Annotated in this window: 30 protein-coding genes; 11 read left to right on the top strand and 19 right to left on the bottom strand. The window is 45.7% G+C overall.

Translation table 11 applies throughout. From position 1 onward, the window contains the following. Positions 1 to 6 precede the first annotated feature (6 nt). Together ST37_RS03185 and tldD are read left to right on the top strand one after the other, a co-directional pair. A complete protein-coding gene (locus ST37_RS03185; RefSeq protein WP_242426207.1) occupies positions 7 to 873 on the top strand; it encodes a carbon-nitrogen hydrolase family protein in 867 nt (288 codons plus the stop codon). A gap of 9 nt (positions 874 to 882) precedes the next feature. Then, a complete protein-coding gene (gene tldD, locus ST37_RS03190) occupies positions 883 to 2,328 on the top strand; it encodes a metalloprotease TldD (protein WP_084883757.1) in 1,446 nt (481 codons plus the stop codon). A gap of 79 nt (positions 2,329 to 2,407) precedes the next feature. Here tldD and yjgA read toward each other — a convergent pair whose 3' ends face one another. Continuing rightward, positions 2,408 to 2,932 (bottom strand): ribosome biogenesis factor YjgA, encoded by a 525-nt coding sequence (gene yjgA, locus ST37_RS03195; protein ID WP_084883759.1) that lies wholly within the window; start codon positions 2,930 to 2,932, stop codon positions 2,408 to 2,410. A 151-nt stretch (positions 2,933 to 3,083) separates the two neighbouring features. Here yjgA and pmbA point away from each other — a divergent pair, with 151 nt between their 5' ends. After that, on the top strand, positions 3,084 to 4,427 hold the full coding sequence (gene pmbA, locus ST37_RS03200; protein ID WP_084883761.1) for a metalloprotease PmbA: 1,344 nt from the start codon (positions 3,084 to 3,086) through the stop codon (positions 4,425 to 4,427). Positions 4,428 to 4,479: 52 nt separating this feature from the next. Here the strand turns inward: pmbA and mgtE are convergent, their stop codons facing one another. The 12 genes from mgtE to ST37_RS03260 all read right to left on the bottom strand — a co-directional run bounded on the left by mgtE (position 4,480) and on the right by ST37_RS03260 (position 13,764). Continuing rightward, on the bottom strand, positions 4,480 to 5,838 hold the full coding sequence (mgtE, locus tag ST37_RS03205) for a magnesium transporter (RefSeq protein WP_084883762.1): 1,359 nt from the start codon (positions 5,836 to 5,838) through the stop codon (positions 4,480 to 4,482). Positions 5,839 to 5,957: 119 nt separating this feature from the next. Then, positions 5,958 to 6,230, bottom strand: coding sequence for an HPr family phosphocarrier protein (locus tag ST37_RS03210; protein WP_084883764.1), 273 nt, complete (start codon positions 6,228 to 6,230; stop codon positions 5,958 to 5,960). Between the two features lie 14 nt (positions 6,231 to 6,244). After that, a complete protein-coding gene (gene rapZ / locus ST37_RS03215) occupies positions 6,245 to 7,129 on the bottom strand; it encodes an RNase adapter RapZ (protein ID WP_084883765.1) in 885 nt (294 codons plus the stop codon). A 2-nt stretch (positions 7,130 to 7,131) separates the two neighbouring features. Then, positions 7,132 to 7,578, bottom strand: coding sequence for a PTS IIA-like nitrogen regulatory protein PtsN (gene ptsN, locus ST37_RS03220; protein WP_084883767.1), 447 nt, complete (start codon positions 7,576 to 7,578; stop codon positions 7,132 to 7,134). A 3-nt stretch (positions 7,579 to 7,581) separates the two neighbouring features. Then, complete coding sequence (gene hpf, locus ST37_RS03225) at positions 7,582 to 7,869, bottom strand: ribosome hibernation promoting factor (protein ID WP_084883768.1); 288 nt, start codon at positions 7,867 to 7,869, stop codon at positions 7,582 to 7,584. A 21-nt stretch (positions 7,870 to 7,890) separates the two neighbouring features. Beyond that, positions 7,891 to 9,369 (bottom strand): RNA polymerase factor sigma-54, encoded by a 1,479-nt coding sequence (locus ST37_RS03230; RefSeq protein ID WP_084883770.1) that lies wholly within the window; start codon positions 9,367 to 9,369, stop codon positions 7,891 to 7,893. A gap of 106 nt (positions 9,370 to 9,475) precedes the next feature. Beyond that, positions 9,476 to 10,201 (bottom strand): LPS export ABC transporter ATP-binding protein, encoded by a 726-nt coding sequence (gene lptB / locus ST37_RS03235; protein ID WP_084883771.1) that lies wholly within the window; start codon positions 10,199 to 10,201, stop codon positions 9,476 to 9,478. 3 nt (positions 10,202 to 10,204) lie between these two features. Further along, complete coding sequence (lptA, locus tag ST37_RS03240; RefSeq protein ID WP_084883773.1) at positions 10,205 to 10,699, bottom strand: lipopolysaccharide transport periplasmic protein LptA; 495 nt, start codon at positions 10,697 to 10,699, stop codon at positions 10,205 to 10,207. Next, positions 10,683 to 11,243 (bottom strand): LPS export ABC transporter periplasmic protein LptC, encoded by a 561-nt coding sequence (gene lptC / locus ST37_RS03245; RefSeq protein WP_084883774.1) that lies wholly within the window; start codon positions 11,241 to 11,243, stop codon positions 10,683 to 10,685. Before lptC ends, lptA begins: the two co-directional genes overlap by 17 nt. After that, positions 11,240 to 11,797 carry a 3-deoxy-manno-octulosonate-8-phosphatase KdsC gene (gene kdsC, locus ST37_RS03250; protein ID WP_084883776.1) on the bottom strand — a complete coding sequence of 186 codons (558 nt, stop codon included), beginning with the start codon at positions 11,795 to 11,797 and terminating at the stop codon, positions 11,240 to 11,242. The genes lptC and kdsC overlap by 4 nt, the downstream gene beginning before the upstream one ends. Further along, on the bottom strand, positions 11,797 to 12,777 hold the full coding sequence (locus ST37_RS03255; RefSeq protein WP_084883777.1) for a KpsF/GutQ family sugar-phosphate isomerase: 981 nt from the start codon (positions 12,775 to 12,777) through the stop codon (positions 11,797 to 11,799). Before ST37_RS03255 ends, kdsC begins: the two co-directional genes overlap by 1 nt. 18 nt (positions 12,778 to 12,795) lie before the next feature. Beyond that, positions 12,796 to 13,764 carry a calcium/sodium antiporter gene (locus tag ST37_RS03260; RefSeq protein ID WP_084883779.1) on the bottom strand — a complete coding sequence of 323 codons (969 nt, stop codon included), beginning with the start codon at positions 13,762 to 13,764 and terminating at the stop codon, positions 12,796 to 12,798. A 215-nt stretch (positions 13,765 to 13,979) separates the two neighbouring features. Between ST37_RS03260 and ST37_RS03265 the strand changes: the two genes are divergently transcribed. The 7 genes from ST37_RS03265 to ST37_RS03295 all read left to right on the top strand — a co-directional run bounded on the left by ST37_RS03265 (position 13,980) and on the right by ST37_RS03295 (position 19,297). Then, positions 13,980 to 14,744 carry an ATP-binding cassette domain-containing protein gene (locus ST37_RS03265; RefSeq protein WP_084883781.1) on the top strand — a complete coding sequence of 255 codons (765 nt, stop codon included), beginning with the start codon at positions 13,980 to 13,982 and terminating at the stop codon, positions 14,742 to 14,744. Continuing rightward, positions 14,744 to 15,532, top strand: a complete 789-nt coding sequence (gene mlaE / locus ST37_RS03270; protein ID WP_084883782.1) for a lipid asymmetry maintenance ABC transporter permease subunit MlaE — start codon at positions 14,744 to 14,746, stop codon at positions 15,530 to 15,532. The genes ST37_RS03265 and mlaE overlap by 1 nt, the downstream gene beginning before the upstream one ends. A gap of 42 nt (positions 15,533 to 15,574) precedes the next feature. After that, positions 15,575 to 16,045 carry an outer membrane lipid asymmetry maintenance protein MlaD gene (gene mlaD, locus ST37_RS03275; protein WP_084883784.1) on the top strand — a complete coding sequence of 157 codons (471 nt, stop codon included), beginning with the start codon at positions 15,575 to 15,577 and terminating at the stop codon, positions 16,043 to 16,045. Position 16,046: 1 nt separating this feature from the next. Continuing rightward, positions 16,047 to 16,694 carry an ABC transporter substrate-binding protein gene (locus tag ST37_RS03280; RefSeq protein ID WP_143698114.1) on the top strand — a complete coding sequence of 216 codons (648 nt, stop codon included), beginning with the start codon at positions 16,047 to 16,049 and terminating at the stop codon, positions 16,692 to 16,694. A 182-nt stretch (positions 16,695 to 16,876) separates the two neighbouring features. After that, complete coding sequence (gene ibaG / locus ST37_RS03285) at positions 16,877 to 17,131, top strand: BolA family iron metabolism protein IbaG (RefSeq protein ID WP_084883785.1); 255 nt, start codon at positions 16,877 to 16,879, stop codon at positions 17,129 to 17,131. A gap of 15 nt (positions 17,132 to 17,146) precedes the next feature. Next, a complete protein-coding gene (gene murA, locus ST37_RS03290; protein ID WP_084883787.1) occupies positions 17,147 to 18,406 on the top strand; it encodes a UDP-N-acetylglucosamine 1-carboxyvinyltransferase in 1,260 nt (419 codons plus the stop codon). 147 nt (positions 18,407 to 18,553) lie between these two features. Further along, entirely contained in the window at positions 18,554 to 19,297 is a 744-nt protein-coding gene (locus tag ST37_RS03295; protein WP_084883789.1) for a 1-acylglycerol-3-phosphate O-acyltransferase, read from the top strand. A 122-nt stretch (positions 19,298 to 19,419) separates the two neighbouring features. Here ST37_RS03295 and ST37_RS03300 read toward each other — a convergent pair whose 3' ends face one another. The 6 genes from ST37_RS03300 to ST37_RS03325 form a co-directional block, all read right to left on the bottom strand. Continuing rightward, positions 19,420 to 20,223: a hypothetical protein gene (locus ST37_RS03300; protein WP_084883791.1), complete on the bottom strand. Its 804-nt coding sequence runs from the start codon at positions 20,221 to 20,223 to the stop codon at positions 19,420 to 19,422. 201 nt (positions 20,224 to 20,424) lie between these two features. Beyond that, entirely contained in the window at positions 20,425 to 20,814 is a 390-nt protein-coding gene (locus ST37_RS03305) for a RidA family protein (protein ID WP_084883793.1), read from the bottom strand. A 67-nt stretch (positions 20,815 to 20,881) separates the two neighbouring features. Beyond that, positions 20,882 to 21,346 (bottom strand): aspartate carbamoyltransferase regulatory subunit, encoded by a 465-nt coding sequence (gene pyrI, locus ST37_RS03310; RefSeq protein WP_084883795.1) that lies wholly within the window; start codon positions 21,344 to 21,346, stop codon positions 20,882 to 20,884. A 13-nt stretch (positions 21,347 to 21,359) separates the two neighbouring features. Then, entirely contained in the window at positions 21,360 to 22,289 is a 930-nt protein-coding gene (gene pyrB / locus ST37_RS03315; protein ID WP_084883797.1) for an aspartate carbamoyltransferase, read from the bottom strand. A 272-nt stretch (positions 22,290 to 22,561) separates the two neighbouring features. Continuing rightward, the gene (locus ST37_RS03320; protein ID WP_084883799.1) at positions 22,562 to 22,969 is read right to left on the bottom strand and encodes a heme-binding protein; all 408 of its coding nucleotides are present in this window, start codon (positions 22,967 to 22,969) and stop codon (positions 22,562 to 22,564) included. 3 nt (positions 22,970 to 22,972) lie between these two features. Continuing rightward, positions 22,973 to 23,902, bottom strand: coding sequence for an aldo/keto reductase (locus tag ST37_RS03325; protein ID WP_084883801.1), 930 nt, complete (start codon positions 23,900 to 23,902; stop codon positions 22,973 to 22,975). A gap of 125 nt (positions 23,903 to 24,027) precedes the next feature. On the opposite strand from ST37_RS03325, the gene ST37_RS03330 reads away from it, so the two are divergent. Beyond that, the gene (locus ST37_RS03330) at positions 24,028 to 24,894 is read left to right on the top strand and encodes a LysR family transcriptional regulator (protein WP_084883803.1); all 867 of its coding nucleotides are present in this window, start codon (positions 24,028 to 24,030) and stop codon (positions 24,892 to 24,894) included. Positions 24,895 to 24,939 lie beyond the last annotated feature (45 nt).

Below are 24,939 nucleotides of genomic sequence, written 5' to 3' on the forward strand. Positions count from 1 at the left end.
GCTGTCATGGATTCGAATGCAATGGAGTCACAGGTTGTGGGAGTTCTCCCTCACACTTGTATCGGCGTTATTCAAGCTAACTCCAGTGATGACATAGACCTTAACTTGCAGTTTCTTGAGCAGCAACTTGCTGAACTCTCAGAGCTCGGGGTTTCGATGGTATTTACTCCTGAGAATATGCTGCTTTTCGCAAATACCACGGCCTATCAAGAAGCAGCAGAAGAGCTAAACGGTGGACCTACCCAATATAGACTCGCCGAATTAGCCAAACGGTATAAACTTTGGCTTCATATTGGTAGTTTTCCCATCAAGCAGAGCTCGAGTAAACTGTCCACAACCAGTTTGTTGTTTAACCCGAGCGGTGATTTGGTGTCACACTACAATAAACTGCACCTTTTCGATGTTGATGTTGGGGATGCGCATCAGCGGTATCGAGAATCGGATACCTACCAAGCGGGCCATGAGGTCGTGACTTGTGATACTCCCGCTGGGCGACTAGGGATAACGATATGTTATGACGTTCGTTTTCCTGCGCTATACCAAACGCTTCGGGAGAATGGCGCAAACGTTATTGTTGTTGCCGCTGCGTTTACTCAAGTCACTGGCAAGGCTCATTGGCAGACTTTGCTACAATCTCGAGCCATAGAAACCCAGTCTTGGATCATAGCAAGTGCACAGTGTGGTACACACAGTGACAGCAGAAATACCTATGGACACTCCATGGTCATTGACCCATGGGGCACAATTGCCGAAAGATTGACTGATACTGCAGGTCATTTTGTGGTATCAATAGACCATCAAAAAACGGATGAGGTTCGGCAAGCGATGCCACTTCTCAACCACGCCCGTTTTCATACTAATTTGAAAGAGTAGTTACTCATTATGAGTTTAGATCAAGTAGAAAAAGAACTATTAGCCCCAACAGGGTTGGATCGTCAAGCACTGGAAAATACGCTATCTATTATTGCTGAGCGCGATATTGATTATGCTGACTTGTACTTTCAGAGTAGCTGGCACGAATCGTTAGTCTTAGAAGACAGCATAGTCAAAGAAGGCTCATTCAATATTGACCGTGGTGTGGGTGTGCGCGCGGTGACGGGTGAGAAAACCGGATTTGCCTACTCTGATCAATTTGATGTTGATGGGTTGAAGCAAAATGCGATTGCGGCGCGAGGCATTGCAAAACAAGGTCAGAACGGCCGAGTTAAGACCTTAACACCAGCCATTAGTGGGGCGGCTTATGGCAGTGATAATCCTTTTGATAGCCTAGACAAAGTTCGTAAAATCAGCTTACTGAAAGAGCTAGATGCGTACATCCGTACCAAAGAACCTTTGGTACAAGAAGTCAACATCAGCCTGAGTGCCGTGTACGAACAAGTACTGGTCGCCGCAACCGACGGTACTTATGCTGCAGATATTCGACCACTGGTTCGTTTGTCTATCAGCGTGTTGGCACAAAAAGGTGAACGCCGTGAGCGTGGAAATTCTGGTGGTGGTGGCCGTTATGGTTACGAGTACTTTATCGAGAGTGCAGGCAACGGCACGGTCGCGACTCAATTCGCGGATGAAGCCATTCGTATGGCATTGGTAAATCTAGAAGCTATTGCCGCACCAGCCGGAAGTATGCCTGTGGTTTTGGGCGCGGGTTGGCCAGGTGTTCTGTTGCACGAAGCGGTAGGACATGGACTTGAAGGTGACTTTAACCGTAAAGGATCTTCGGTATTCTCAGGAAAAGTTGGCGAACAGGTGACCTCAAAACACTGTACCATTGTTGATGATGGCACCATGACGGACCGTCGTGGCTCACTCAATATCGATGATGAAGGTGTGCAAGGGCAATACAACACTTTAATAGAAAACGGTGTGCTTAAAGGCTATATGCAAGACAAGCTTAATGCTCGTTTAATGGGTGTAGCGCCTACTGGCAACGGTCGTCGTGAGTCGTACGCGCACCTGCCAATGCCTCGAATGACCAACACCTATATGCTGGCGGGAGAACACTCACCAGAAGAGATTATTGCGTCGGTTAAGAAAGGTATATACGCACCAAATTTTGCTGGTGGCCAAGTGGACATTACTTCAGGAAAGTTTGTGTTTTCCGCATCAGAAGCGTACCTCATCGAAGATGGTAAAATTACTGCTCCTGTTAAAGGAGCAACCTTGATAGGCTCAGGCATTGAAGCTATGCAACAAGTGTCTATGGTCGGCAACGACTTAGAGCTTGATCGTGGTGTCGGTGTATGTGGTAAGGCAGGTCAAAGTGTTCCTGTTGGTGTTGGGCAACCCACTCTTAAATTAGACGGTTTGACGGTTGGTGGTACCGACTAGATAAAATAGGGAGTCAGCCTACAATGACTGACTCCCCTTGATTTCTGTTGCTGCTTAGCCTTTTTCTTAAGCGATTGACTTAGCTGCCTTCATGAAGCGCTTTGAGGATTTGGAATATTTCTCGGTACGCGCGAGGTGGCTTACTCTGTTTTTTCTCTTTATTGGCCTGACGTGCCAATTGTCTTAGCTGTTGACGATCGGCGCTTGGGTACAAGTCTAGTACTTGATTGATCGCAACATCGCCTTGCTCGACCACGCTGTCTCGAAGCTGTTCTAGCTTGTGCAGTTCTGCCGACGCTTGAGAATGCTTGTTGCGGTACTTATCTAACGCTGCTTGTAGTGGCTCAATATCGATGTTGCGCATCACTTTGCCAATGTATTGTAATTGGCGACGTCTCGCTTCGTTTTTAAAGCGTTGAGCATCAGAAATAGCGTGAGCAAGATCTTCAGGGATAGGAAACTTCTCTAGTACGCTCGGCTTTAAACCGACCAGTTCTTCACCTAGCTTTTGCAACTCTTCCATATCGCGCTTCAATTCGGTTTTGCTTACCCAAATGATCTCTTCCTCTTCTTCCCAAGGAGCTTTCTGGTTTTTTCGTGCCATAACTTTATCTGTACTCTGTGATTTATTTCGCTGTCTGTTTCTATTTTAACAACAAATCTAGGGTGTAGGGAAAAAGCTTGCTATTCTAAGCGCAACATTTTTTTTGCCAGTCATGTAAATCACTGGCAGTGGAGTTGGGAAATCAGCAACTATGGATGCAAAACAGCACGTCGCACAGCAACGAGCCGAACTTGAAGCTGCGGTAGAAAAAGCGCTTACACTCGCGAAAGTAAAGGCTGATGCCGCGGAAGTCGCGGTCAACAAGTCTACAGGGTTAAGCGTTTCAACCCGCTTAGGTGAAATTGAAAATGTTGAACTTAATACCGATGGCGCGCTTGGCATTACCGTATATCGTGGTCAGCGTAAGGGTAGCGCCTCTACATCTGACCTCAGCGAGCAAGCGATCGCAAAAACGGTAGAAGCGGCATTAGATATTGCCCAGTACACCTCAGAAGACCCTTGTGCTGGACCTGCACCCGCAGAGCTTATGGTGAAAGAGATTAAAGATCTCGATCTTTTTCATCCAGATGAGCCAAACCCAGATGTGGCAGCAGCGATTGCAATCAAAGCAGAAGAAGCCGCATTAAACTACTCTGATAAAATTCAACAAAGTGATGGTGCCAGTTACGACAGCCATTACGGTGTTCGCGTTTACGGAAACACTCACGGGCTTATCGCCAGCTATCCTTCTTCTCGTCATAGCATCAGCGCCGTTGTCATTGGTGTTGGCGAAAATGGAGAAATGGAACGCGACTATAGCTACACCATGGCTCGACACATTGACGACCTTTGGTCGCCAGAGCGTGTTGGTGAAGAAGCCGGTCGTAAAACGGTCAGCCGTTTAGATGCTCGCAAGATTGCGACAGGTGAATACCCTGTAATGTTCGCAGCCGATGTAGCAACTGGCTTAATGGGCCACCTTGTTGGCGCTATCAGCGGCAGCTCGTTGTACCGTAAGTCTAGCTTTTTACTGGACCATCTTGGTAAACAGATCCTTCCTAGCTGGTTCAATATTGAAGAAAAGCCTCACGTGCTTCGTGGATTAGCGTCATCCCCCTTTGATAATGAAGGTGTGATCACTCAAGATCGTCAAATTGTCACCGATGGTGTGTTATCAACATACTTGCTTACTTCGTACGCGGCAAGAAAGCTCGATATGACGCCAACAGGTCATGCTGGCGGTATTCATAACTGGTATGTTGGTTCTACAGGGCAGAGCTTTGAAGAAATGCTAAAAGCGCTAGGAACGGGTGTTTTAGTTACTGAGCTGATGGGGCAGGGTGTAAACACGGTCACTGGCGATTACTCTCGCGGCGCAGCCGGTTTTTGGGTCGAAAATGGTGTGATCCAATATCCAATCTCTGAAATTACCATTGCAGGTAATCTAAAGCAGATGTACCAAAACATTGTCGCGGTGGGTAACGACGTGGAAACCCGCTCTCAAATTCAGATGGGCTCGGTACTGTTAGAGTCGATGAAAATTGCCGGTGAATAGCTCGGGATAGTGATTTGAAAAGGGAGCACTATGTGCTCCTTTTTTTGTGGCTCTACACCAGAAATACCGTGGCCAGTCCGAGGAAGACCAGTAAACCAATCACGTCGGTTATGGTCGTCAGTGCCATACCACCGGCAAGTGCGGGGTCGATGTCCATTTTTTTTAAAATTATGGGGATGGAAACTCCCGCAATACCCGCAACAAATAGGTTAGTCAGCATTGCGCCAGACATGATCAGACCTAAAACCACGTCTTCTTTCCATAACATGACGATGCCACCTAAAATGATGGCCCACAAAATACCATTGAGAAATCCAATAGCGGCTTCCTTGCGCAGTAATTCTTTCTGGTTACTGTCACCAATATGACCCAATGCTAGACCGCGGATCACCAATGCAACAGTCTGGTTGCCTGCAACGCCACCCATAGATGGCACGATAGTCATTAAAATAGCGATGGCGGCCATTTGTTCGAGCGTGGATTCAAACATGTTTGATACAGATGCTGCAGTCAGTGCAGCTAACACATTGACACCTAACCAAACACTTCGGCGTCGCGCAGATTTTATCACTGGGGCAAACGTATCTTCGTCGTCATCCATACCCGCCATACTCATCATCGAGTGCTCGGCATCTTCACGGATAACATCCACCACGTCATCGATGGTGATTCGGCCAACCAGTGTTTGTTTATCATCAATGACCGGAGCAGAAACCCAGTTGCGTCGCTCAAACAGCGAGGCAACATCAGAGTCTTTGGTATCGACTGTGATGGCTTCATCCGCGTCGTCCATAATGTCGATGACTTGCTTATCAGGCTGGGAGGTAACCAACGTAGTGAGGGATAGATTACCGATCAATCGGTTCTCCTGATCGACCACGTATAATGTATCGGTCGCTTCTGGAAGCTCTGCTTTAATGCGCAGGTATCGCAAAATTACATCGACTTCCACGTCGCCACGAATGGTGGTGACGTCGGTATTCATTAATCCACCGGCAGTATCTTCCGGGTAGGAGAGCGCCGTTTCAACACGAAGACGGTCGGCTGTGTCCATTTGGGCCAGTACGCCTCTAGAAACGTCGTCAGGCAAACTTCTGAGTACATAGGCGATGTCATCAGTATCCATGCCTTCAGTCGCCTCAGCGAGCGTTTCTGGCGCCATTTTGGCCACGACATCGTCTTTAACGTCTTCGCTCAACTCATCAAGGATGTCGCCATAATCTTCGGGGTCGGTCAGTTGCCAAAGAACGTCACGACTTTTTCGAGGGGAGGCTTCAAGAAGCTGGGCAATATCTTCAGGCTCCATGTCCTGAAGTTGGCGTCGCACGAAAACGAATCGGCCTTGGTCGATCGCTTCACTGACGTCTTGTAGGGTTTGGTGAGCTTGGTCAAACTCGAGTTGTTCTGGCATACCCACCTCCTCGTATACTTAGATTGAATAAAATAGGGAAGGGGCGCCAAAGGTTAAGTCGGCGCCGAGGGCCTAATAGTAACGTAATTCTATGTCACTTTTAATCTTATTGACGCAACTTATTCATCTTCATCGAATTTTTTTTCAATCAGCTGACATACTGCATCTAAGGCAACATCAGCTTGTGAACCGGTTGCCTTGATTGTGACGTGTTGGCCTTGTGAGGACTCTAAGAGCAGTACCCCCATAACACTCTCAAGCACGACACATTTATCGTCGTTGCACAGAGTGAGCGTTGCATCAAAGCTTTGAGCGAGCTCAATCAACTTAATGGCAGCGCGAGCGTGCAACCCTAAGCGATTAATGATGAGTACTGTTCTGGAAAGTTCCATCGGCAATTTCTCGACTAAAGTTTGTTTTCGGGGCGCTCTAAAGTGGTGTGCCTGACTTGAACCTGATGTTTGTGATCGGCAAAGTACATGGCAAGTTGTTGTGCAACGTATACTGAGCGATGTTTACCGCCGGTACATCCAATGGCGATAGTAAGGTAGCTGCGATTGTTTTTTTCAAGTTGTGGCAACCACTTTTCAACAAAGCTTTGAATATCTTGCGTGAGGTCTTGAACTTCTTGGTGACCCGCTAAGTATTCCTGTACAGGTTTATCGAGTCCTGTTTGACTGCGAAGTTCTGGCTCCCAATGAGGGTTAGGTAAAAATCGAACATCGAAGACGTAATCAGCATCTTTTGGCACGCCATATTTGAACCCAAAGGATTCAAATACCATGACTAACTCTTTGCTTTCGCGCCCAAGCACTCGCAACCTCACGGTTTCACTCAGGTCATAAAGCGTCGACTGACTGCTGTCGATGACTAAGTCGGCTTGCGCTTTTATGGGTTCGAGTAAGTCTTCTTCTGATTCAATGGCTTGAGCCAGTGCCAGTTTTTCTTCTCCAATAGACAGCGGGTGAATACGTCGAGTCTCGCTGTAGCGCTTAAGCAGCGTTTCGAGCTGTGCGTCGACAAATATTACCATCACATCCCAAGCTTGCTTGAGCGCGTTTAACTGGGTAGTGACTTGATTCGGGTCGTTAGGTAAATTGCGAATATCGATGCTAACTGCAACACGCCCCAATTGATTTTTCATGCTGTCAGAAAAGGGAGTGAGTAGATTGACGGGTAAGTTATCGACGCAGTAATACCCCAAATCCTCCAACACACGTAACGCAACACTTTTGCCCGCGCCCGAACGGCCACTGATAACCACAAGTTGATTGGTTTTAGGGGAATCCATGATTATTTCGCGACCATGATTTGGTAAAGCTCTTCATCGGATTCTGCACGACGAAGCTGTTTGGTTATTGCTTTATCGTTTAGCTTTTCGGCCATGCTGGCCAAAGTGCTTAAATGTTCTTTACATTGAGAGTCTGGCACTAAGAGAGCAAACAGAAGGTCAACGGGTCGGTTGTCTATTGCATCGAATTCAATAGGCTCGTCACACTGAACTAATACTGCGATAGCACGCTCACTGTCTTGCATTCGCGCGTGAGGAATAGCAATACCATTGCCAATGCCGGTACTGCCCATTTTCTCTCGCCCTAACATGCATTCAAACAACTCGGTTGAGCTTTGATCGCACTGCTCGGCAGCAATTTCGCTGATGATTTCGAGGGCTCTTTTTTTGCTCGTACAATGGACTGCACTTTTTGTGCAGTCCAAAGAGAGTACTTCACTGATTTGCATAGTTTAGTGATTACTTAGTTTTTCTTTATGTTTATTGAGTTGTCGTACAAGTTTGTCGACCAGAGAGTCTATTGCTGCGTACATATTATCACTTTCGGCCGAGGCGTGTATTTCGCCCTGCGCAACATGTAAGGTGGCCTCCGCGATTTGGTTAACTTTTTCAACTTTCAGCACAACATGGACATTGGTTATGTGTTCAAAAAAGCGTTCTAGTTTTGCAAATTTAGAATCCACGTACTCCTGCATTGAATCGGTTAGATCAACGTGATGGCCTTTAATATTGATTTGCATAGACGTTCCTTCTGTTTCTGCCTAAAGTAGGCGTTTGCGCTGACTTGAAGGGGCTATCCCTAGGGACTCACGATATTTAGCAATCGTACGACGGGCCACTTGTATGCCTTGGTCAGCTAATAGTGCGGCAATTTTACTGTCACTGAGTGGTTTTGCTCTATTTTCTGCCGCGACGAATTTCTTGATGAGGGCACGTATCGCGGTGGAAGAGCACTCTCCACCATTATCAGTACTTACGTGACTCGAGAAAAAGTATTTAAGCTCAAAAATGCCTCTTGGAGTGTGCATGTATTTTTGGGTTGTGACGCGAGAAATAGTGGACTCATGCATGTCCACAGCGAGAGCAATATCGTTCAACACCATCGGCTTCATGGCCTCTTCCCCTTGCTCAAAAAACTCTTGTTGATGCTCTACAATGCAACGCGCTACTTTTAGTAGTGTTTCGTTGCGGCTTTCTAAGCTTTTAATCAACCATTTAGCTTCTTGCAAATTACTTTTGATGAACTGACTGTCTGGACTGTTTCCCTTACCGAGTGCCGCGTACTGTTGGTTTACTTTGAGACGCGGGACGCTGTCCGGGTTAATGGAAACCACCCACTTGCCTTTGTCTTTAAAAACAGAAACATCGGGAACGACATATTCGGTGTCATCGGGGGCGACGGTATTGCCGGGTCTAGGATCCAGCTTTTGGATAAGAGACATGATGTCTCGCAGTTGATCTTCTTTTAACTTGGTTTCTTTCATGATCAACTTGTAATCACGATTGCCAAGCATATCGATGTAGTTTTCAAGAATATGGCGCGCTTCAGTGAGCCATGGCGTGTCTTCCGGAAAGGTCGCCAATTGCAATAGCAAACATTCTTGTAGCGAGCTTGATGCGACACCGAGCGGATCAAATTGCTGGATCCGCTTGCGTACAGCTTCCACTTCATCAAGCTCAACCTCGTCATTGTTTAGACTGCTTAGGATGTCTTCGCTTGAAATGGTCAGATAGCCGTATTCATCAATGGCATCGATGATTGAGGTCGCTATCGCATTATCCAGCTCACTCATTGGGGTGAGTTCGAGTTGCCAATGCAAATAGTCGTGCAGCGATTGAGTGGTTTCACCCTGGTAGATGGGCATGTCATCGTCCATCACCATGCCAGTGCTTCCCGTGTTGGCACTGTAAACGTCTTCCCAGGTGGTATCGACAGCAAGCTCTTCGCTAATATTGCTTTGCTCGATAAGATCGGCACTGTCTTGCGGATCGGCTTCAACTTCTTGCGTGGTTTCGGCGGCGGTTGCTGTGGCGTTTTCAGCTTCTATATTATCTGCTTTCTCAGCATCTGAAACGGGGTCGGTTTGTTCTTCCACTTCAAGAAGTGGGTTAGAATCGAGCGCTTCTTGAATCTCTTGCTGGAGATCAAGTGTAGACAACTGCAATAAGCGAATCGCTTGTTGCAGTTGTGGGGTCATTGCTAGTTGTTGCCCGATTTTAAGCTGTAATGACGGTTTCATTCAGAATTTATTACCTTGATACCACAGTGAAAAATGACGTTTTAGTCAGATTTGTCTTCCCATTTAAACCATACTTCGCCAACACTTTCCAGTCTTAACTATTTAATCATAGACGGAATTGCTCACCGAGATAAACTCGTTTTACCTGCTCATTGTTCAAAACTTGCTCTGGAGTGCCTTCTGCGATCAAGTGCCCTTGGCTTACGATGTACGCTTTCTCACATACATCGAGTGTTTCTCGTACATTGTGGTCAGTAATCAGTACACCCAGTCCACGCTGTTTGAGATGTTGGATAATCTTTTTGATGTCGATAACCGATATCGGGTCTACACCGGCGAACGGTTCGTCCAGAAGAATAAATTCGGGATTGGCTGCTAGTGCTCGCGCAATCTCAACACGTCGACGCTCTCCCCCTGATAAAGCCATCCCTGCAGACTTACGAATGTGTTGAATATTGAACTCTTCCAGCAAGTCTTCTAATCGATCTTGGCGCTGCTCGTTACTCAACTCTTTGCGAGTTTGCAGTACCGCCATGATGTTATCTTCTACAGACAGCTTCCTAAAAATAGAGGCTTCCTGCGGCAAGTAGCCAATCCCCATTTTCGACCGCTTATGCATTGGAAGAATGCTAATGTCTTGGTCATCGATCAATATTTGACCTTCATCTCGAGCAACCAAACCAACGATCATATAAAAAGACGTAGTTTTACCGGCGCCGTTTGGGCCAAGTAATCCAACAATCTGCCCCGATTCTACTTTTAAGCTGACATCGGCGACGACCTGACGTTTGTTGTAGCTCTTAGCCAAGTTTTTAGCCTGTAATACAGTCATCGGCTATTGCTCTTTTTGCGCTTGAGGTTGCAATACGGTTGAGACGCGATTGCCATTGCCACCATCGGCTAGCATGGTTTCGGTGTCAATCTGATAACGAATGGTCTCGCCCTTAATGACGCTATCGTCTTGCATCAATTGCGCTTGCTTAATCATGATAAGTTGATTGTCACTCATGCTATAGAATAATTCTAACGCTTGGCCTCTAAGCTCTTTCCCATCATCGGTTTCTTGACGAAAAGTCGAAGGCTCACCAAACGATTGGATGGAAGTAATCGTTCCTGTTTCAACGTCACGCACGACGATGACTTTGTCTGCTACTAATTCGATACTACCTTGTACCAACTTAACATCGCCTTCGAAGGTTACTTCGTTGCTTTTCATATCTAGCTTTTGACTGTCAGAGTCAATGTATACAGGCTGTTCGCTGTCGCTAGACAGTGCAAATGAACCCGTTGAGATTACGCACAACAAGGCGGCTTTAAGGAGTGATTTCATATACACCTTTGACTTGGTTATTTAGTGTTGCTTGGTTTGTGTCGAAGCTGCCTTCCGCTGATTGACCTACGTTGTAAAAAGTGGCGCCTTCAAGCGATACTTGAGTATCAGTGTAGAACTTTTTACTGTCGAGCTCGATTACCAAGGACTCGGTCATCATCCGGTCGAACGAAGCACCGGGTAATAGGTTGTCTGCTTTTACGTTACCTTGCAACGTTAAGTGCTGTTTTTTGTCGAGTACGGCGCGGTCTGACACCACCTTCCATTCGATGTTCTCACCATCCCGGTAAACCAGTAGCTCGATACTTTCGAAAACAGTATCGCCACTTTTGGCGTAATGGTCTAGATAACTCGATGTGATCCGGTAGTTTCGCGTACCATCAGTTTTATGGGAAGTGTCAGTTACTTGGTGACCCGAAAATTGAGGCAGTTCTGCGTTGGGGGTTACTTGCAAGGTGACGCTGTTTTGATCGGTGACTAAATAATAGCCGCTAAACGCGATAACAATGATCAACACAACTTGGACCCAACGAGGCGTGATCATATGCTCAAGCCTTTATGTGCTTCAAGCTCGCCACGGGCCTGTAATATAAGATCACACACCTCGCGTACCGCACCATGACCACCGTTAATCTGTGTTACATAGTTCGCTTTTTGACGTAATAATGGGTGCCCATCCGCGACACAGACTTTAAGTGCAACTTTTTCCATCACTGGCCAATCGATCAAGTCATCACCAATATACCCGGTATTCTGTGGTGCGATATTGAGTTTTTCGCAAATGTCTTGATACGCCTTTACCTTGTCATCTTGACCTTGGTAGATAAGCGTTATGCCAAGAGCACTCATTCGGTTGGTAACAATTTGTGACTTCCTACCTGTAATGATGGCAATTTCAATACCCGCATTCATCAAGGATTTTACGCCATATCCGTCGCGGGTATGGAACGTCTTAAGCTCTTCACCGTTGTTTCCCATATAAACCAAACCATCAGAAAACACACCATCGACGTCACAGATAAGCAGTTTGATCTGTTTGGCTATTTCAACAATTGAGGCGTCGACATCGCCATATAAAGTCGTCATTCTTTCGCTCATTACATTACCCCAGCACGCAGCATATCGTGCATATTCAGTGCGCCAACCAATTGGCCGTCGTCAACAATGAGCAATGCGCTAATGCTGCGTTCTTGCATCTGATTGAGTCCATCAACCGCAAGCATATTTGAATGAGCAACTTGAGGGTTTGGTCCCATCACTTCACCGATGGTTGTATCGTGAATGTCGACACGTTTACTTAGCAAGCGGCGTAAATCGCCATCGGTAAAGATGCCAATTACCGCATTATCTGCGTCGACAATGGCGGTCATCCCTAAGCCTTTCTCACTCATTTCTAACAGTGCTTCGGTTAGAGGTGCGTCGGCAGTGACTTTAGGCAATTGCGTGCCTGAATGCATGATGTCGCTTATTTTGAGTAACAGTTTTCGGCCTAGGGCACCACCTGGGTGAGAAAGCGCGAAATCTTCCGCGCTAAACCCACGAGCACGCATTAGAGCCATTGCAAGCGCATCCCCCATCACCAGTGTAGCGGTTGTACTTGCGGTTGGCGCAAGTTCAATTGGGCAGGCTTCTTTAGGGACCTTAATGCATAAGTGCAAATCCGCCAGTTTACCCATGTTTGAGCTTGGGTTTCCGGTCATGCTAATGATCGTAACTTGCTGGCGCTTAAGTACAGGGAATAAACCCAATATTTCAATAGATTCACCGGAATTGGAAATTGCGAGAACCACATCGTTGTTGTCAATCATCCCGAGGTCGCCGTGTGCGGCTTCTCCTGGGTGAACAAAAAAGGACGACGTACCTGTACTGGCAAGCGTTGCGGCAATTTTTTTACCTATATGACCAGACTTACCCATACCCATCACCACGACTTTTCCTGTGGTGTTTAAAATGGTTTGGCAAGCTTGGACAAAGTGAGCATCGAAGTGTTGGCTTAGCTGCTTTAATCCAGCAATTTCGATCGCTAGCACTTCTTCGGCCGCAGACTTATAGTCAAAATCAGAGTTGTATTGTTGCATGTGTGAGTCAAATATCCGTTATTGAGCTAAGTTCATGAGCAGGTAGCCTTGGTAGACAACAAAAATGATGAGCAGTGCGCTACCTTCAATACGATTTATACTGCGGGACTTACCAAGCGCCATAACAACCAGCAAAATTGAGACCGCAAGCATAACCCAGAAATCTCGTCCCATAACGTTTTCGTTAAGTATAGTTGGGTTCAATATGCCAGGGATCCCCATTACAGCTAGAATGTTAAACACGTTCGAGCCAATGATATTACCCACAGCCATGTCATCTTCACCTTTCATTACGCCAGCGAGTGACGCTGCAAGTTCAGGTAAGCTTGTGCCTACAGCAATGATGGTTAATCCAATCACAAGATCAGACATGCCAAAGTGTTTTGCAATGATGACAGCATTATTGACTAAAATATCGGCAGCCAAAGGTAGCAATATTAGTCCAACGATGACCCAGAATATCGCCTTACCATTTGGCACACCTTCAGGGATCTCTGACTCTTGCTCTTCAATTAAGGCATCGCCACTGTTTTGTTGACTACGCGATATTTTTAGCATAACCGCTAAGAAGGCCACAAACAGAATGATCAGCAAGATACCTTCGTTAAACCCTAAGAAGCTGTCCCACAACAACGCCCCTGCTAACAATGTGACTAACATCATTAAAGGAAGTTCGCGTCGCAATACCCCTGAACTAATAGAAAGAGGCTTTATTAGTGCGGTTATCCCTAAGATTAGCGCAATATTGGCGATATTGGAGCCTAGAACGTTACCGACAGCAGTGTCTGATTTACCGCTTAATGCTGCGGTCGCTGAGACCATCATTTCAGGTGCAGAAGAGCCCATTGCTAATATTGTCATACCAATAACCAATGGCGCGATACCAAAGTTTCGAGCCAGTGCCGCAGCACCAAAGACGAGCTTGTCAGCACTCCAAACTAGTAGGGTAAGACCTACAATTAAAAGTAGTACGGCTTCAATGGGCATGGGATGTTATCACCTGATTAGTCAAATTTAAGTTGGCTAATTTTGACGCTAAGTTATCGAAAAAGAAAGCGAAATTCTTAAATATTTAGAGCGCACAACCCTAGAAATACTCTATGGTTTGTATGAAAAGAAAATAAAGTTTGACCTATTTGTGGTAACTATAGGTAAATAGGATAACCAGTATTGGAAAGTAGACTCAATCAATTGGTCGTGCCATGGATGTAACAAAAAAATACGAAATCAAAGGGTTAAGCTTTTCTCGCGGGAGGAAACAGATTTTTGACAATGTCAGCTTTGACGTGAAATCGGCAAAAATCACCGCAATAATTGGCCCTTCAGGAATTGGCAAAACAACACTGCTTAAATTACTAAGTGGTCTCCTGGAGCCCGACGACGGACAAGTCCTCTTCAATGGTCAGGACTTGAATCAATTGTCTAGACGCGCGTTGTTCGACGCGAGAAAAAAAATGGGGATGTTATTTCAATCAGGGGCGTTATTTACCGACCTAACGGTGTTTGAAAACGTCGCGTTTCCTTTGCGTGAGCATACCGATCTCTCCGCAGCAGAGATCCGTACTAAGGTGATGGACAAGTTAGAGGCGGTCAACCTTGCCGACAGTTTTGACTTAATGCCATCAGAGCTTTCCGGTGGCATGACGCGGCGGGCTGCGCTTGCAAGAGCACTCTCATTAGAGCCGGATGTTTTGTTGTATGATGAGCCTTTCGTGGGGCAGGATCCGTTGACGAAAACCACTCTGGTTAAACTAATTGACTCGCTGAATAAGCGACTTAATGTGACCTCTATATTGGTGTCACACGATGTTCCTGAAGTCATGATGTTAGCCGATTATGTCTACTTGCTGGACAATAAAACCATTATTGCTCATGGGACACCTGGAGAACTCAGGGCCAGCCAAAATATTCAGGTTCAACAGTTTTTGAAGCCACTTGAATTTGAACAGCTAGAGAGGGTTAAATAATGTTGTTCCAGCACAAGATAGAGTCTCTAGGACGGTCATCGTTCGCGCTCGTTCGAAGTATTGGGGCGGCGAGTTGGATGTTAGCCGGGGCGCTGTTTAGTAAGCCTAATTTTAAAAAGTCGTGGCCACTGTTGCTAAAACAGATAGAGGTTCTAGGTTGGCAATCGCTAATGATTATCTGCGTATCAGGTCTATTTATAGGCATGGTGCTTAGTTTACAAGGCTTTGTTATCTTAGTCGATTTTGGCGCCGAAAGTGCTTTGGGTCAGTTGGTATCATTGTCATTATTAAGAGAGCTCGGCCCAGTGGTTACTGCGCTTTTGTTTGCGGGAAGAGCAGGGTCTGCATTGACTGCGGAAATTGGTTTAATGAAAGCCACCGAACAACTCTCTAGTATGGAAATGATGGCGGTAGATCCCCTACGTCAAGTTATCGCTCCTAGATTTTGGGGTGGGGTGATTGTTATGCCTTTGCTCAGTTTTTTGTTTATTGCGGTTGGCATTATTGGTGGGCAGTGGGTTGGCGTATCGTGGAAAGGTGTAGATTACGGCAGCTATTGGTCTCAAATTCAATCATCGGTTGTATTGTCAGAAGACATACTGAATAGTTTTATTAAAGCGGTTGTGTTTGCTGTGGCAGTACTTTGGGTTGCTCTGTTTCATGGATACCATTGTAAGCCAACATCTGAAGGGATCAGTTTAGCTACCACGCGTTCAGTGGTACATGCATCCTTATTAGTGCTTGGGCTAGATTTTATTTTGACAGCGCTCATGTTCGGTGGTTCTTAACCACAAATTACGCCAACTGTTTGGTAAGGATAGGAAGGATTAATGAAGCAAAATCGACACACCGAATTGCGGGTTGGGCTATTTGTGTTGCTTAGTATGGCGGCGCTGTTGTTTATGGTTCTTGAAGTGGCCAATGTAACGTCACTGACTGGCGATAAGCATTACACAATTAAGGCTCGGTTTGACAATATAGGCAGCCTAAAGGTGCGCTCACCGGTTAAAGTGGGTGGGGTGGTTATCGGTGAAGTGAAAGACATCACTTTGGATCCTAGCTTATTTATTCCGACCGTGACGTTTTCCATCGATTCTCAATTTAACCAATTTCCAGACACCAGCTCGGTTGAGATTCTCACCACCGGGCTAATTGGAGAGCAGTATGTCAGTTTTGTGCCGGGCTTTGATCTCGATGATGGCGACTATTTGTCTGACGGGGATTTCATCGAAGACACCAAGTCGGCCATTGTATTAGAAGATTTAATTGGGCAGTTTTTGTACAGTACGCAAGGAGAGTGAGATGAATGTTAGTCAATTGTGGATCAGCGCCATTTTTACCATTCTCATTACCTGTTTCAGCACCACTTCGATGGCTGAAGACACCAGTAACCCTTATCAGTTGATGGAGACGGTTTCTCAAAAAACCTTTAGTCGTATAACCCAAGAAAGTGCTCAAATCAACGCTAATCCTGATTACTTGAAAGAGATAGTGGAGCAAGAAGTGATGCCCTATATACACTATCAATATGCAGGTCTTAAGTTACTGGGCTCTCAATTAAAGCTGCAAGACAAAGCAGAGGTAGAAGTCTTTTTAGAGGCGTTTCGCGCCTACATGGTCACGGCGTACGCTCAAGTATTTGTACAATATGACGATCAGGAGTTGGTTTATGCACCGATTCAACCGGTTCCTGAAGGCAGCCGGATTGTGACCGTTCCTGTTGAGATCGTCGAGCCGAACAAACCAAATATAAAGTTGGCCTTTAAGTGGCGTAGCAACAAGCAAGGTACAGAGTGGCTGGCCTTCGATATCATTGCAGAAGGCATCAGTATGCTGTCGAGCAAACAATCCGAGTGGAGCGGGAAAATACGCACCCAAGGTTTAGCCAGTGTTACCGAAGAGCTGCTAGAACAATCTAAGATCCCAATTACTCAAAAAACCTCCGATTAACCAAATGGGTTGTATGAAAAATCGGCGTTGGTCTTTCCAAACCAAATCTTGACGCTTTTTTTTCATGCAAAATTGTAAATTCGGCTTATAATGTCGCGTTTTCGTGCCTGTCAGCTTTAACCTTTTGGGGTCTAGCTTTAAAGTGAAATCGAAAATCCTAAATTGAACAAGAAGGAATCGTTGTGGAAAGTTCAGACGTCAAGTCGCTGCTAGAGAGCGCTTTAGAAATTCAAGAGCTACATGTGAAAGGCGAAGGTAGCCACTTTGAAGTGATCGCCATTGATCCTTGCTTTGACGGCATGAGCCGCGTTAAGAAACAACAATTTATTTACGCTCCTTTAATGGATTACATTCAGCGCAACGATATTCATGCGCTTTCCATTAAAGCACTGACCCCTGAAGAGTGGGCGCGTGATAAAAAGCTAATGTCACTATAAGGTGCCGCTGTAACAATGGATAAATTTCGAGTAACTGGCTCATCCACCCCTTTGTCGGGTGAGGTCTCTATTTCTGGTGCAAAAAATGCTGCACTGCCTATTTTATTTGCCGCTATTTTGGCGGAAGAGCCAGTGGTCGTTCATAACGTCCCTAAGCTGCGCGATATCGATACAACCATGGAGCTGTTAAAGCGCCTTGGTGCTGATGTTTCTCGCAATGGATCGGTACATGTTGATGCGAGTGGCATTAACGAGTTTTGTGCTCCTTACGATCTGGTAAAAACCATGCGTGCCTCAATTTGGGCATTGGGGCCGTTGGTCGCTCGCTTTGGTCAGGGACAAGTGTCTCTTCCTGGAGGATGTGCCATTGGTGCTCGCCCTGTTGATTTGCATATTCATGGCCTTGAGCAACTTGGTGCTACCATCGTGCTTGAAGACGGCTATGTAAAAGCGTCTGTTGATGGTCGTTTGCAAGGTGCCCATATCGTCATGGATAAGGTCAGTGTTGGCGCGACTATCACGGTCATGTGCGCGGCAGCACTCGCTGAGGGTACAACCACTTTAGACAATGCAGCACGTGAGCCTGAAATTGAAGATACGGCTGACTTCCTAAATGCACTTGGCGCAAAAATCGCTGGTGCAGGTACCGATACCATTACTATTGAAGGCGTTGAACGCTTAGGCGGTGGTGAACACCGCGTCGTTGCTGACCGCATCGAAACCGGTACATTTTTGGTTGCGGCAGCGGTGTCTGGCGGTAAAGTTGTTTGTCATAATACCAATGCAAAACTATTAGAGTCGGCTCTGGCCAAGCTCGAAGAAGCTGGCGCACTCATTGAAGTCGGTGACGATTGGATTAGCTTGGATATGACGGGGCGTGAACTTAAAGCGGTATCAATCCGAACAGCGCCACACCCAGGCTTCCCTACCGATATGCAGGCGCAATTTACGTTGCTTAATATGATGGCTAAGGGCGGTGGCGTGATCACTGAAACGATTTTTGAAAATCGTTTTATGCACGTTCCCGAGCTACAACGTATGGGCGCTAAGGCTGAAATTGAGGGACATACCGTTATTTGCGGCGACTCCGAAGGGTTAAGTGGTGCTCAAGTTATGGCGACCGACTTACGAGCATCGGCAAGTTTGGTTATTGCTGGCTGTATTGCTTCCGGTGAAACCATTGTTGACCGTATTTATCACATCGATCGCGGCTATGAACGCATCGAAGATAAACTCGCTTTATTAGGTGCCAAGATAGAGCGATTTAAAGACTAAATCGCTCTCACCATCAGAAAGGCCGAAGCCGTAGGGTTTCGGCTTTTTATTTGATAAACTTTAGGCTTACACTTGTACTCTGTTTGACTTCACATTAGTCTTGTCGACAGATGGTTAGGCCTTGTCATTGTGACACTGAGGAACAAAATGATTGCACTACTTCGAGTCATTGCAGTGGCGATATTTGCTGTATTGATGTTTGTTTTTGGTTGCGGCTATTGTCTACTTAGCCCACGAGATTCAAAACACGTATTTAATTTTGGACGTATGTTTGGCGCTATGCATAGAGTCTTTGGTATTACCCTAGAACTTCGTTTACCAAAAGATGCGTATGAGCGTGGTCAACACGTGTATATTGCCAATCATCAGAACTCCTGGGATATGTTTACCATTTCTTCGGCGGTTACCCCTCACGTTGTAACCGTAGGCAAAAAGAGTTTGGTTTGGCTGCCTTTGTTTGGGCAACTTTACTGGTTGACCGGAAATATTTTGATTGACCGTGCAAACAGCTCACGCGCTAAGGGCACCATTGATCAGGTTGTGCAGAAAATCAAAGAGTCTGGTTTATCAGTGTGGATGTTTCCTGAAGGCACTCGCTCAAGAGGACGTGGCATGCTGCCCTTTAAAACGGGTGCTTTTCATGCTGCCATTGGCTCTGGTGTGAATATTGTTCCTATTGTATGCAGCACCACGCACCAAAAAATTAAAATGAATCGTTGGAATAACGGACATGTCATCGTAGAAATGCTCGATCCCGTCAACGTAGCCGAGTACGACAAATCTGATGTGCGCAGTTTAGCGAATGTTTGCCGCGAGAAAATGGAACAAAAACTGGCTGAGTTAGATAAAGAAGTGGAGCAACGCAATCAAGCGGACGGCGTTATCAACTAATAGTCAATAGGTTTAATTTAATGAAGGCAGAGCAGTGATTCTGCCTTTTTTGTCTCTCGGTTAAGACTGTGTATTTTTGTCTCTCGGTTAAGACTGTGTTTTTTTGTCTCTCGGTTAAATAGTTAGTAGCGATAACTCAAGTAGACCATCGCACCAGAAACACCTTGCGAAACCTTTAGCTTGCCTTCTTTTTTGACCGCTAAATCAAGCACTGTAAAATTTAGCCCAGCACCAATGCTAACATTATCGAACGCTGCATATTCAGAAGCAATACGTAAATCGGTGAAGTAACCAGAGAAGTCTCTGATATTGAGTCCAAAATAGTCCAACGCACCGATGACATTGACTTTATCTGTCGCGCTATAGATCATTTTGAACCCAAGCACCGGCAAGGGAGCTAGGAAGTTCATTGACTCAGTACCACCGACCACATATTCACCGTCTGCGGTAAAGTCACCACTGACACCACTGGTTGTTTTTATCATGTGCAGGCCAATGCCTGTCGACAGTTCAACTTTATCGGTATGGTAAAAAGAGTACGCGTAATTGAGCTTGTAGATGTCCATTTTTAAATAGGAATCGATTCTAGCACCAGCCGAGAAGGTCACATCTAAGAAATCAATATCTCTATCGGTCACTTTCGAGGAGCCCGTGTGCAAGCGGTAGTAAGAAAACTCCATTTTATGTTTTGGATTTAAGCGATAATGACCGTCTAAGCGTATGCTTCTGGTTTGTGTTTCCATGCCAAAGTCATCCTGCAGATCTAAGTTTACTCCTGCTAGATATTGGCTGGTAAAAAACATTTGTGTGGAGTGGTGAGCGACTAAATAGCCACCTAAATCAAGTTTGAACTTCTCTGTTTCAACTTCAGCCATCGCAGGGAGGGACCAACAAAAAAGCCCTGCAGCTGCTATAAGAGATCTCATTCAACATCCTGTTGCGTATGTTCCCTAGTGGATTATACATAACTTGTTTACGTCACAGTGATCTTTGATTGTCCCAATATCAATAATATCAATAATATCAATGATAGCGATTGGGTATGGATAGAAACCACAAAATTTGGCAATAAAAAAAAGAGCAACAAACGGTCGTTTGTTGCTCTTGGTATTGCTTTGCACTGCAGACTATTTACGAACAGCAATCGCTTCGATTTCGATACCTACATCTTTAGGTAATCGTGCAACTTCAACACAAGAGCGAGCAGGGTAGTTTGCTACATTATGCTCATCGAAAAACTTGCCATAAGCTTCGTTTACGGTTCCAAAATCATTAAGATCTTTAACGAAAACGGTCATCTTGACGATATCACCGACAGTAAGGCCAGAAGACTCTACCACGGCTTTCACGTTATCCAGTGATTGTCTGGCTTGCTCTGCAATGTTTTCTGACACTTCGCCTGTTTCAGGGTTTACAGGAATTTGTCCTGACGTCAAAACCATATTACCTAGGTCTACGCCTTGTACATAAGGGCCAATTGCCGCTGGAGCCGTGTCGGTGTGAAGTACTTTTGTCATTGATTTGCCTATGTCCATTGTGTGTTTATGCTAACAGTGTGCCTTTGCCTGTATCTTGAGTAAAGCCCTAGCGCTCGGTAACAATTTCTCTAGCGTAAACTTTTTCACAATATTTACACTTCAAGCGAATCGAAGCGGCTTTTTGGATAACCGTGAAGCTGCTTTCAACGGGTTCGTTGTGTGTAATACAGTTGCTATTTGGGCACTCGAACACCGAAGTAATCTGCTTGGGTAATTCGAGTTCAAGCTTCTTGACCACTTTATAGTTTTCAATTTGATTGACCGTGGCATTGGGTGCATACAAAGCCAGTTTGCTGGCTTGCGAAGGATCGATAAATACGTTTTCAATCTTGAGTAGGTCTTTAGCACCTAGCGCTGATGATGGTAGGTTTAAGCCAATAGTCACACGCTGCTCTGAGTTTTGCATATCGAAGAGTTTGAGAACCTTAATGCCCACTTTCGCCGGGATATGGTCAATCACTGTACCTTGTTGAATCGCTTCTACTTGAAGCTGGGTCGCTTTGTCGCTCATGATCATTCCTCAATTAAAGTTGTGGGTTTAATACTAAGGCTAGTAGGGCTTCACGCGCATAAACGCCGTTTTCTGCTTGCTCAAAGTAATAGGCGTGTGGAGTCTTATCGACGTCTACGGTAATTTCATCGACTCTTGGCAGTGGGTGCAACACCTTTAAGCTAGGCTTCGCATTGTTGAGTAGTGAAGCCGTCAGAATGTAGGCCGATTTAATGTGAGCGTACTCTGAGTCGTCAAAGCGCTCTTTTTGAACTCGAGTCATGTACAAGATATCTAATTCGGGAATGATAGGTTCCATCTCGTTGTGAAGGCTATATTGAATACCCGCTTCATCGAGCTCTTCACAAATATAGTCAGGCATGGCGAGAGCGTCAGGCGCAATAAAGAAGAAGCGGTTATTGCTAAATTTAGCAAGAGCTTGGGTAAGCGAGTGAACCGTTCGTCCATATTTTAAGTCACCCACAAAGGCGACATTTAGGTTGTCCAGGCGGCCTTGAGTTTCGTATATCGAGAACAAATCCAATAAGGTTTGAGTAGGGTGCTGATTGGAGCCATCTCCCGCATTAATGACAGGAACTCCATTAGAAAACTCCGATGCGAGCCTGGCCGCACCTTCCTGTGGGTGGCGCATAACAAAAGCATCTACGTACGATGAAATCACTTGCACTGAGTCAGCCAAGGTTTCGCCTTTTTTGGCGAGTGAGGTGTTGCCACCGCTGTCAAAGCCAATCACATCTCCGCCTACACGTTGAATGGCTGTTTCAAAGGACAATCGGGTTCGAGTCGACGGTTCAAAAAAGCAGCTCGCAACCACTTTATTTTTGATGAGCTCAGGCTGTGGATTTGCTTTGAGATCGCCTGCCGTATTTACGATTAGCTCTAGCTCATCTCGACTTAATTCTGGTATAGAAATGATGTGCTTGTTATAGAGCGAATGAGTCATACCATGTTCCTTATCAAAGTGGTTGTTTACCTAATCTAGATAAACAAAAAGGCACAAAAAAGCCCCCCAATAAGGGAGGCTAAAATTGATCGGAAGAGACGTTGGTTACAACCAACGTGCAGTAAAAACGAAAACGATTGCTTTTCATAACGTCTCCCCTAGAATTCGAGCGCGATTATACCCCTATCTCTAGGTAATATTCCACAAAAATAGCCGCTTTTTAATGGCGGCTATTGATGTAATTCGCGGTCATGCAGTGAGTCACTATTCAATTAGGCTTGGTGTGTAAGTGAGGAAACAGCACAGTGCGCTAACTCTTCGTCTTGTTGCTCGTTGAAGCCACTCACATTTATTGCGCCAATCACTCGTCCATCTGACTTTATGGGGAGACCACCGCCTAATCCTGTGATTTTGGGATCAGTCCAGTGGCTCATGTCGTTACTTGCTTGTTGTGCCCATAGACCCGGTAGCGGCGTCGGCTGCCTGTTGCGGGCTGCGGTATACGCGTTGTTTTGGGCAAGCAATGCAGCCTGAAAGCTGCACTTATTCATTTTAGCAAAACGGTTCAGTTCACCATGACTGTCGACGATGGCAACAGCGACAGACCGATCCTTAGACGTCGCTTGTTGTAATGCGCACTGAACTATACGTTGAGCAAATTCTAAATTTATGAGAGGTATTCCTTATGGCATTTCCGCAGCGCGCGCGAGTTCATAGAGGGTGTACCACTGTTCACGACTTAAGCTGACAGTATCGGACTGTGCACACGCTTTAATGCGATGAGGTGTCGTTGTGCCTATTACCGGGCAGATGTTTGCTGGATGGCGTTGCAACCAAGCGAGTACGATAGCCTCGCGAGAAACTTGATAGTGCTCGGCAAGCTCTCGCACATAGGTCGCGGTACGAACAATGGTGTCTGGCTGCCCATTAAGATCGCGTCCACTAAACAGTCCTTGGCTTAGACTGCCCCAAGCTTGAATCTCTATATTGTTGGCTTGGCAGTACTCCAGCGTGCCTAGCGTGCTGCTGGCAAACGCAGTGATGCCTTCTTCCAACCAATCCAGTTTGGTTAAGCTCATCTCCATTTGATTGCACACAATAGGTGTGGAAAGGGCAGACTGAAGATAGCGCATTTGGTGGGCATTCATGTTGGAGACACCAAGGTTTTTAATCTTGCCGGCGGCTTGTAATGTTGCAACGGCGGTTGCGACTTCATCAACAACCATCAGTGGATCGGGACGGTGTAGCAACAGGGTATCGATTTGCTCGACGCCCAAACGGGACAAAATGGAATCAACGGAGCTGACTATCCAAGACGTCGAAAAATCATAGCGCTTAGGCCCTAACTCATCAGCAAAACGGATACCACACTTGGATTGGATACGAAGCTCGTTAGCAAGCTCCGGCCGTTCCTTTAGAGCTTGTCCAAAGGCTTGCTCAGCTTTTCCAAAGGTGTAAATGTCGGCGTGATCAAATAGGCGAATTCCACACTCGAGTGCCGAGTCGATTACAGTGTGAACTTTTTTTACGTCTTCAGAACGAACGGGTTGGTCGTTCCATCCGCCGCCAAGCCCCATGCATCCGTAAATTAATGTTGATTGAGATTGCGTCATGGTAAGTACCTTTGTGATTCTTTTTGTCGGTGTCTTCGTTATTGTGACTAGTATGCCTTGCTAATTAGATTAATAAACACTACAAAAGAGAAATCATTGTTTGTTATAAAGAACAAAACAGTCTCATGCATCATAAAAAAATTGAGCGTCTACTGCTGTTTGTCGAGGTGGCACGTCAGCTAAGTTTTACCAAAGCTGCGGAAAACCTCGAAATGTCTAGAGGTTACCTTTCCACTCAGATTAAACAGTTGGAAACAGAGTTAGGTTATCCACTGCTGATCCGCTCGACTCGTACAGTACGGTTAACCGCTCAAGGAGAGCAAATAAAACAAGGAATGGAAGGGATCAAGCAAGATCTCTTGCACATTGAACGGACGATCGATTACGAAAACACCGCCATAGAGGGCGAAATACGTTTTACAGCACCACTCCAACTTGCCCAAAGCGCGTTAACGCAGATGTGCGCAGAGTTTACACAGCTGTATCCAGCAGTGACGTTTGTTATTGAGTGTAGTTACAACAGCTATAACTTGGTGAAAGATAACTTTGATTGCGCGTTTAGAGCCACTCAAACGCCACCACAAAATTTAGTGGCCAAGCATTTGTTTGCTTATCAACGAGTGTTGGTGGCATCGCCAAGTTATTTGCAAAAAAATGAACCCATTTATACGCCACAGCAATTGGCACACCATCAATGCCTGACGGGGCAAGGCGCAGAGCGCTGGTCGTTTTCTGGAGAAGAAGTGGCTGTCCAAGGCTGGTTGACCATAAATGAAAACCATATCATTAAGCAGCAAGCCATTGAAGGCAAAGGGCTAATGATGGCACCAGACTATTACGTTGAAAAAGAGATTCAACAAGGGCAATTAGTGCAAGTACTCAATGAGCACCACATTTGGAATAATGACGTCTACTTACTGTATCCACCAATGGTCAAGCGCTCTAACAAGCTCAATGCGTTCATTGAGTTTGCTCAACGCTATTTTTCATAGAGCGCCTAAATAAAGCCGAAGGTTTAGTCTCGCGGGTAACTTGCA

Source organism: Vibrio sp. qd031 (assembly GCF_002100145.1).
In the GTDB taxonomy this organism is placed as follows: Bacteria; Pseudomonadota; Gammaproteobacteria; order Enterobacterales; family Vibrionaceae; genus Vibrio.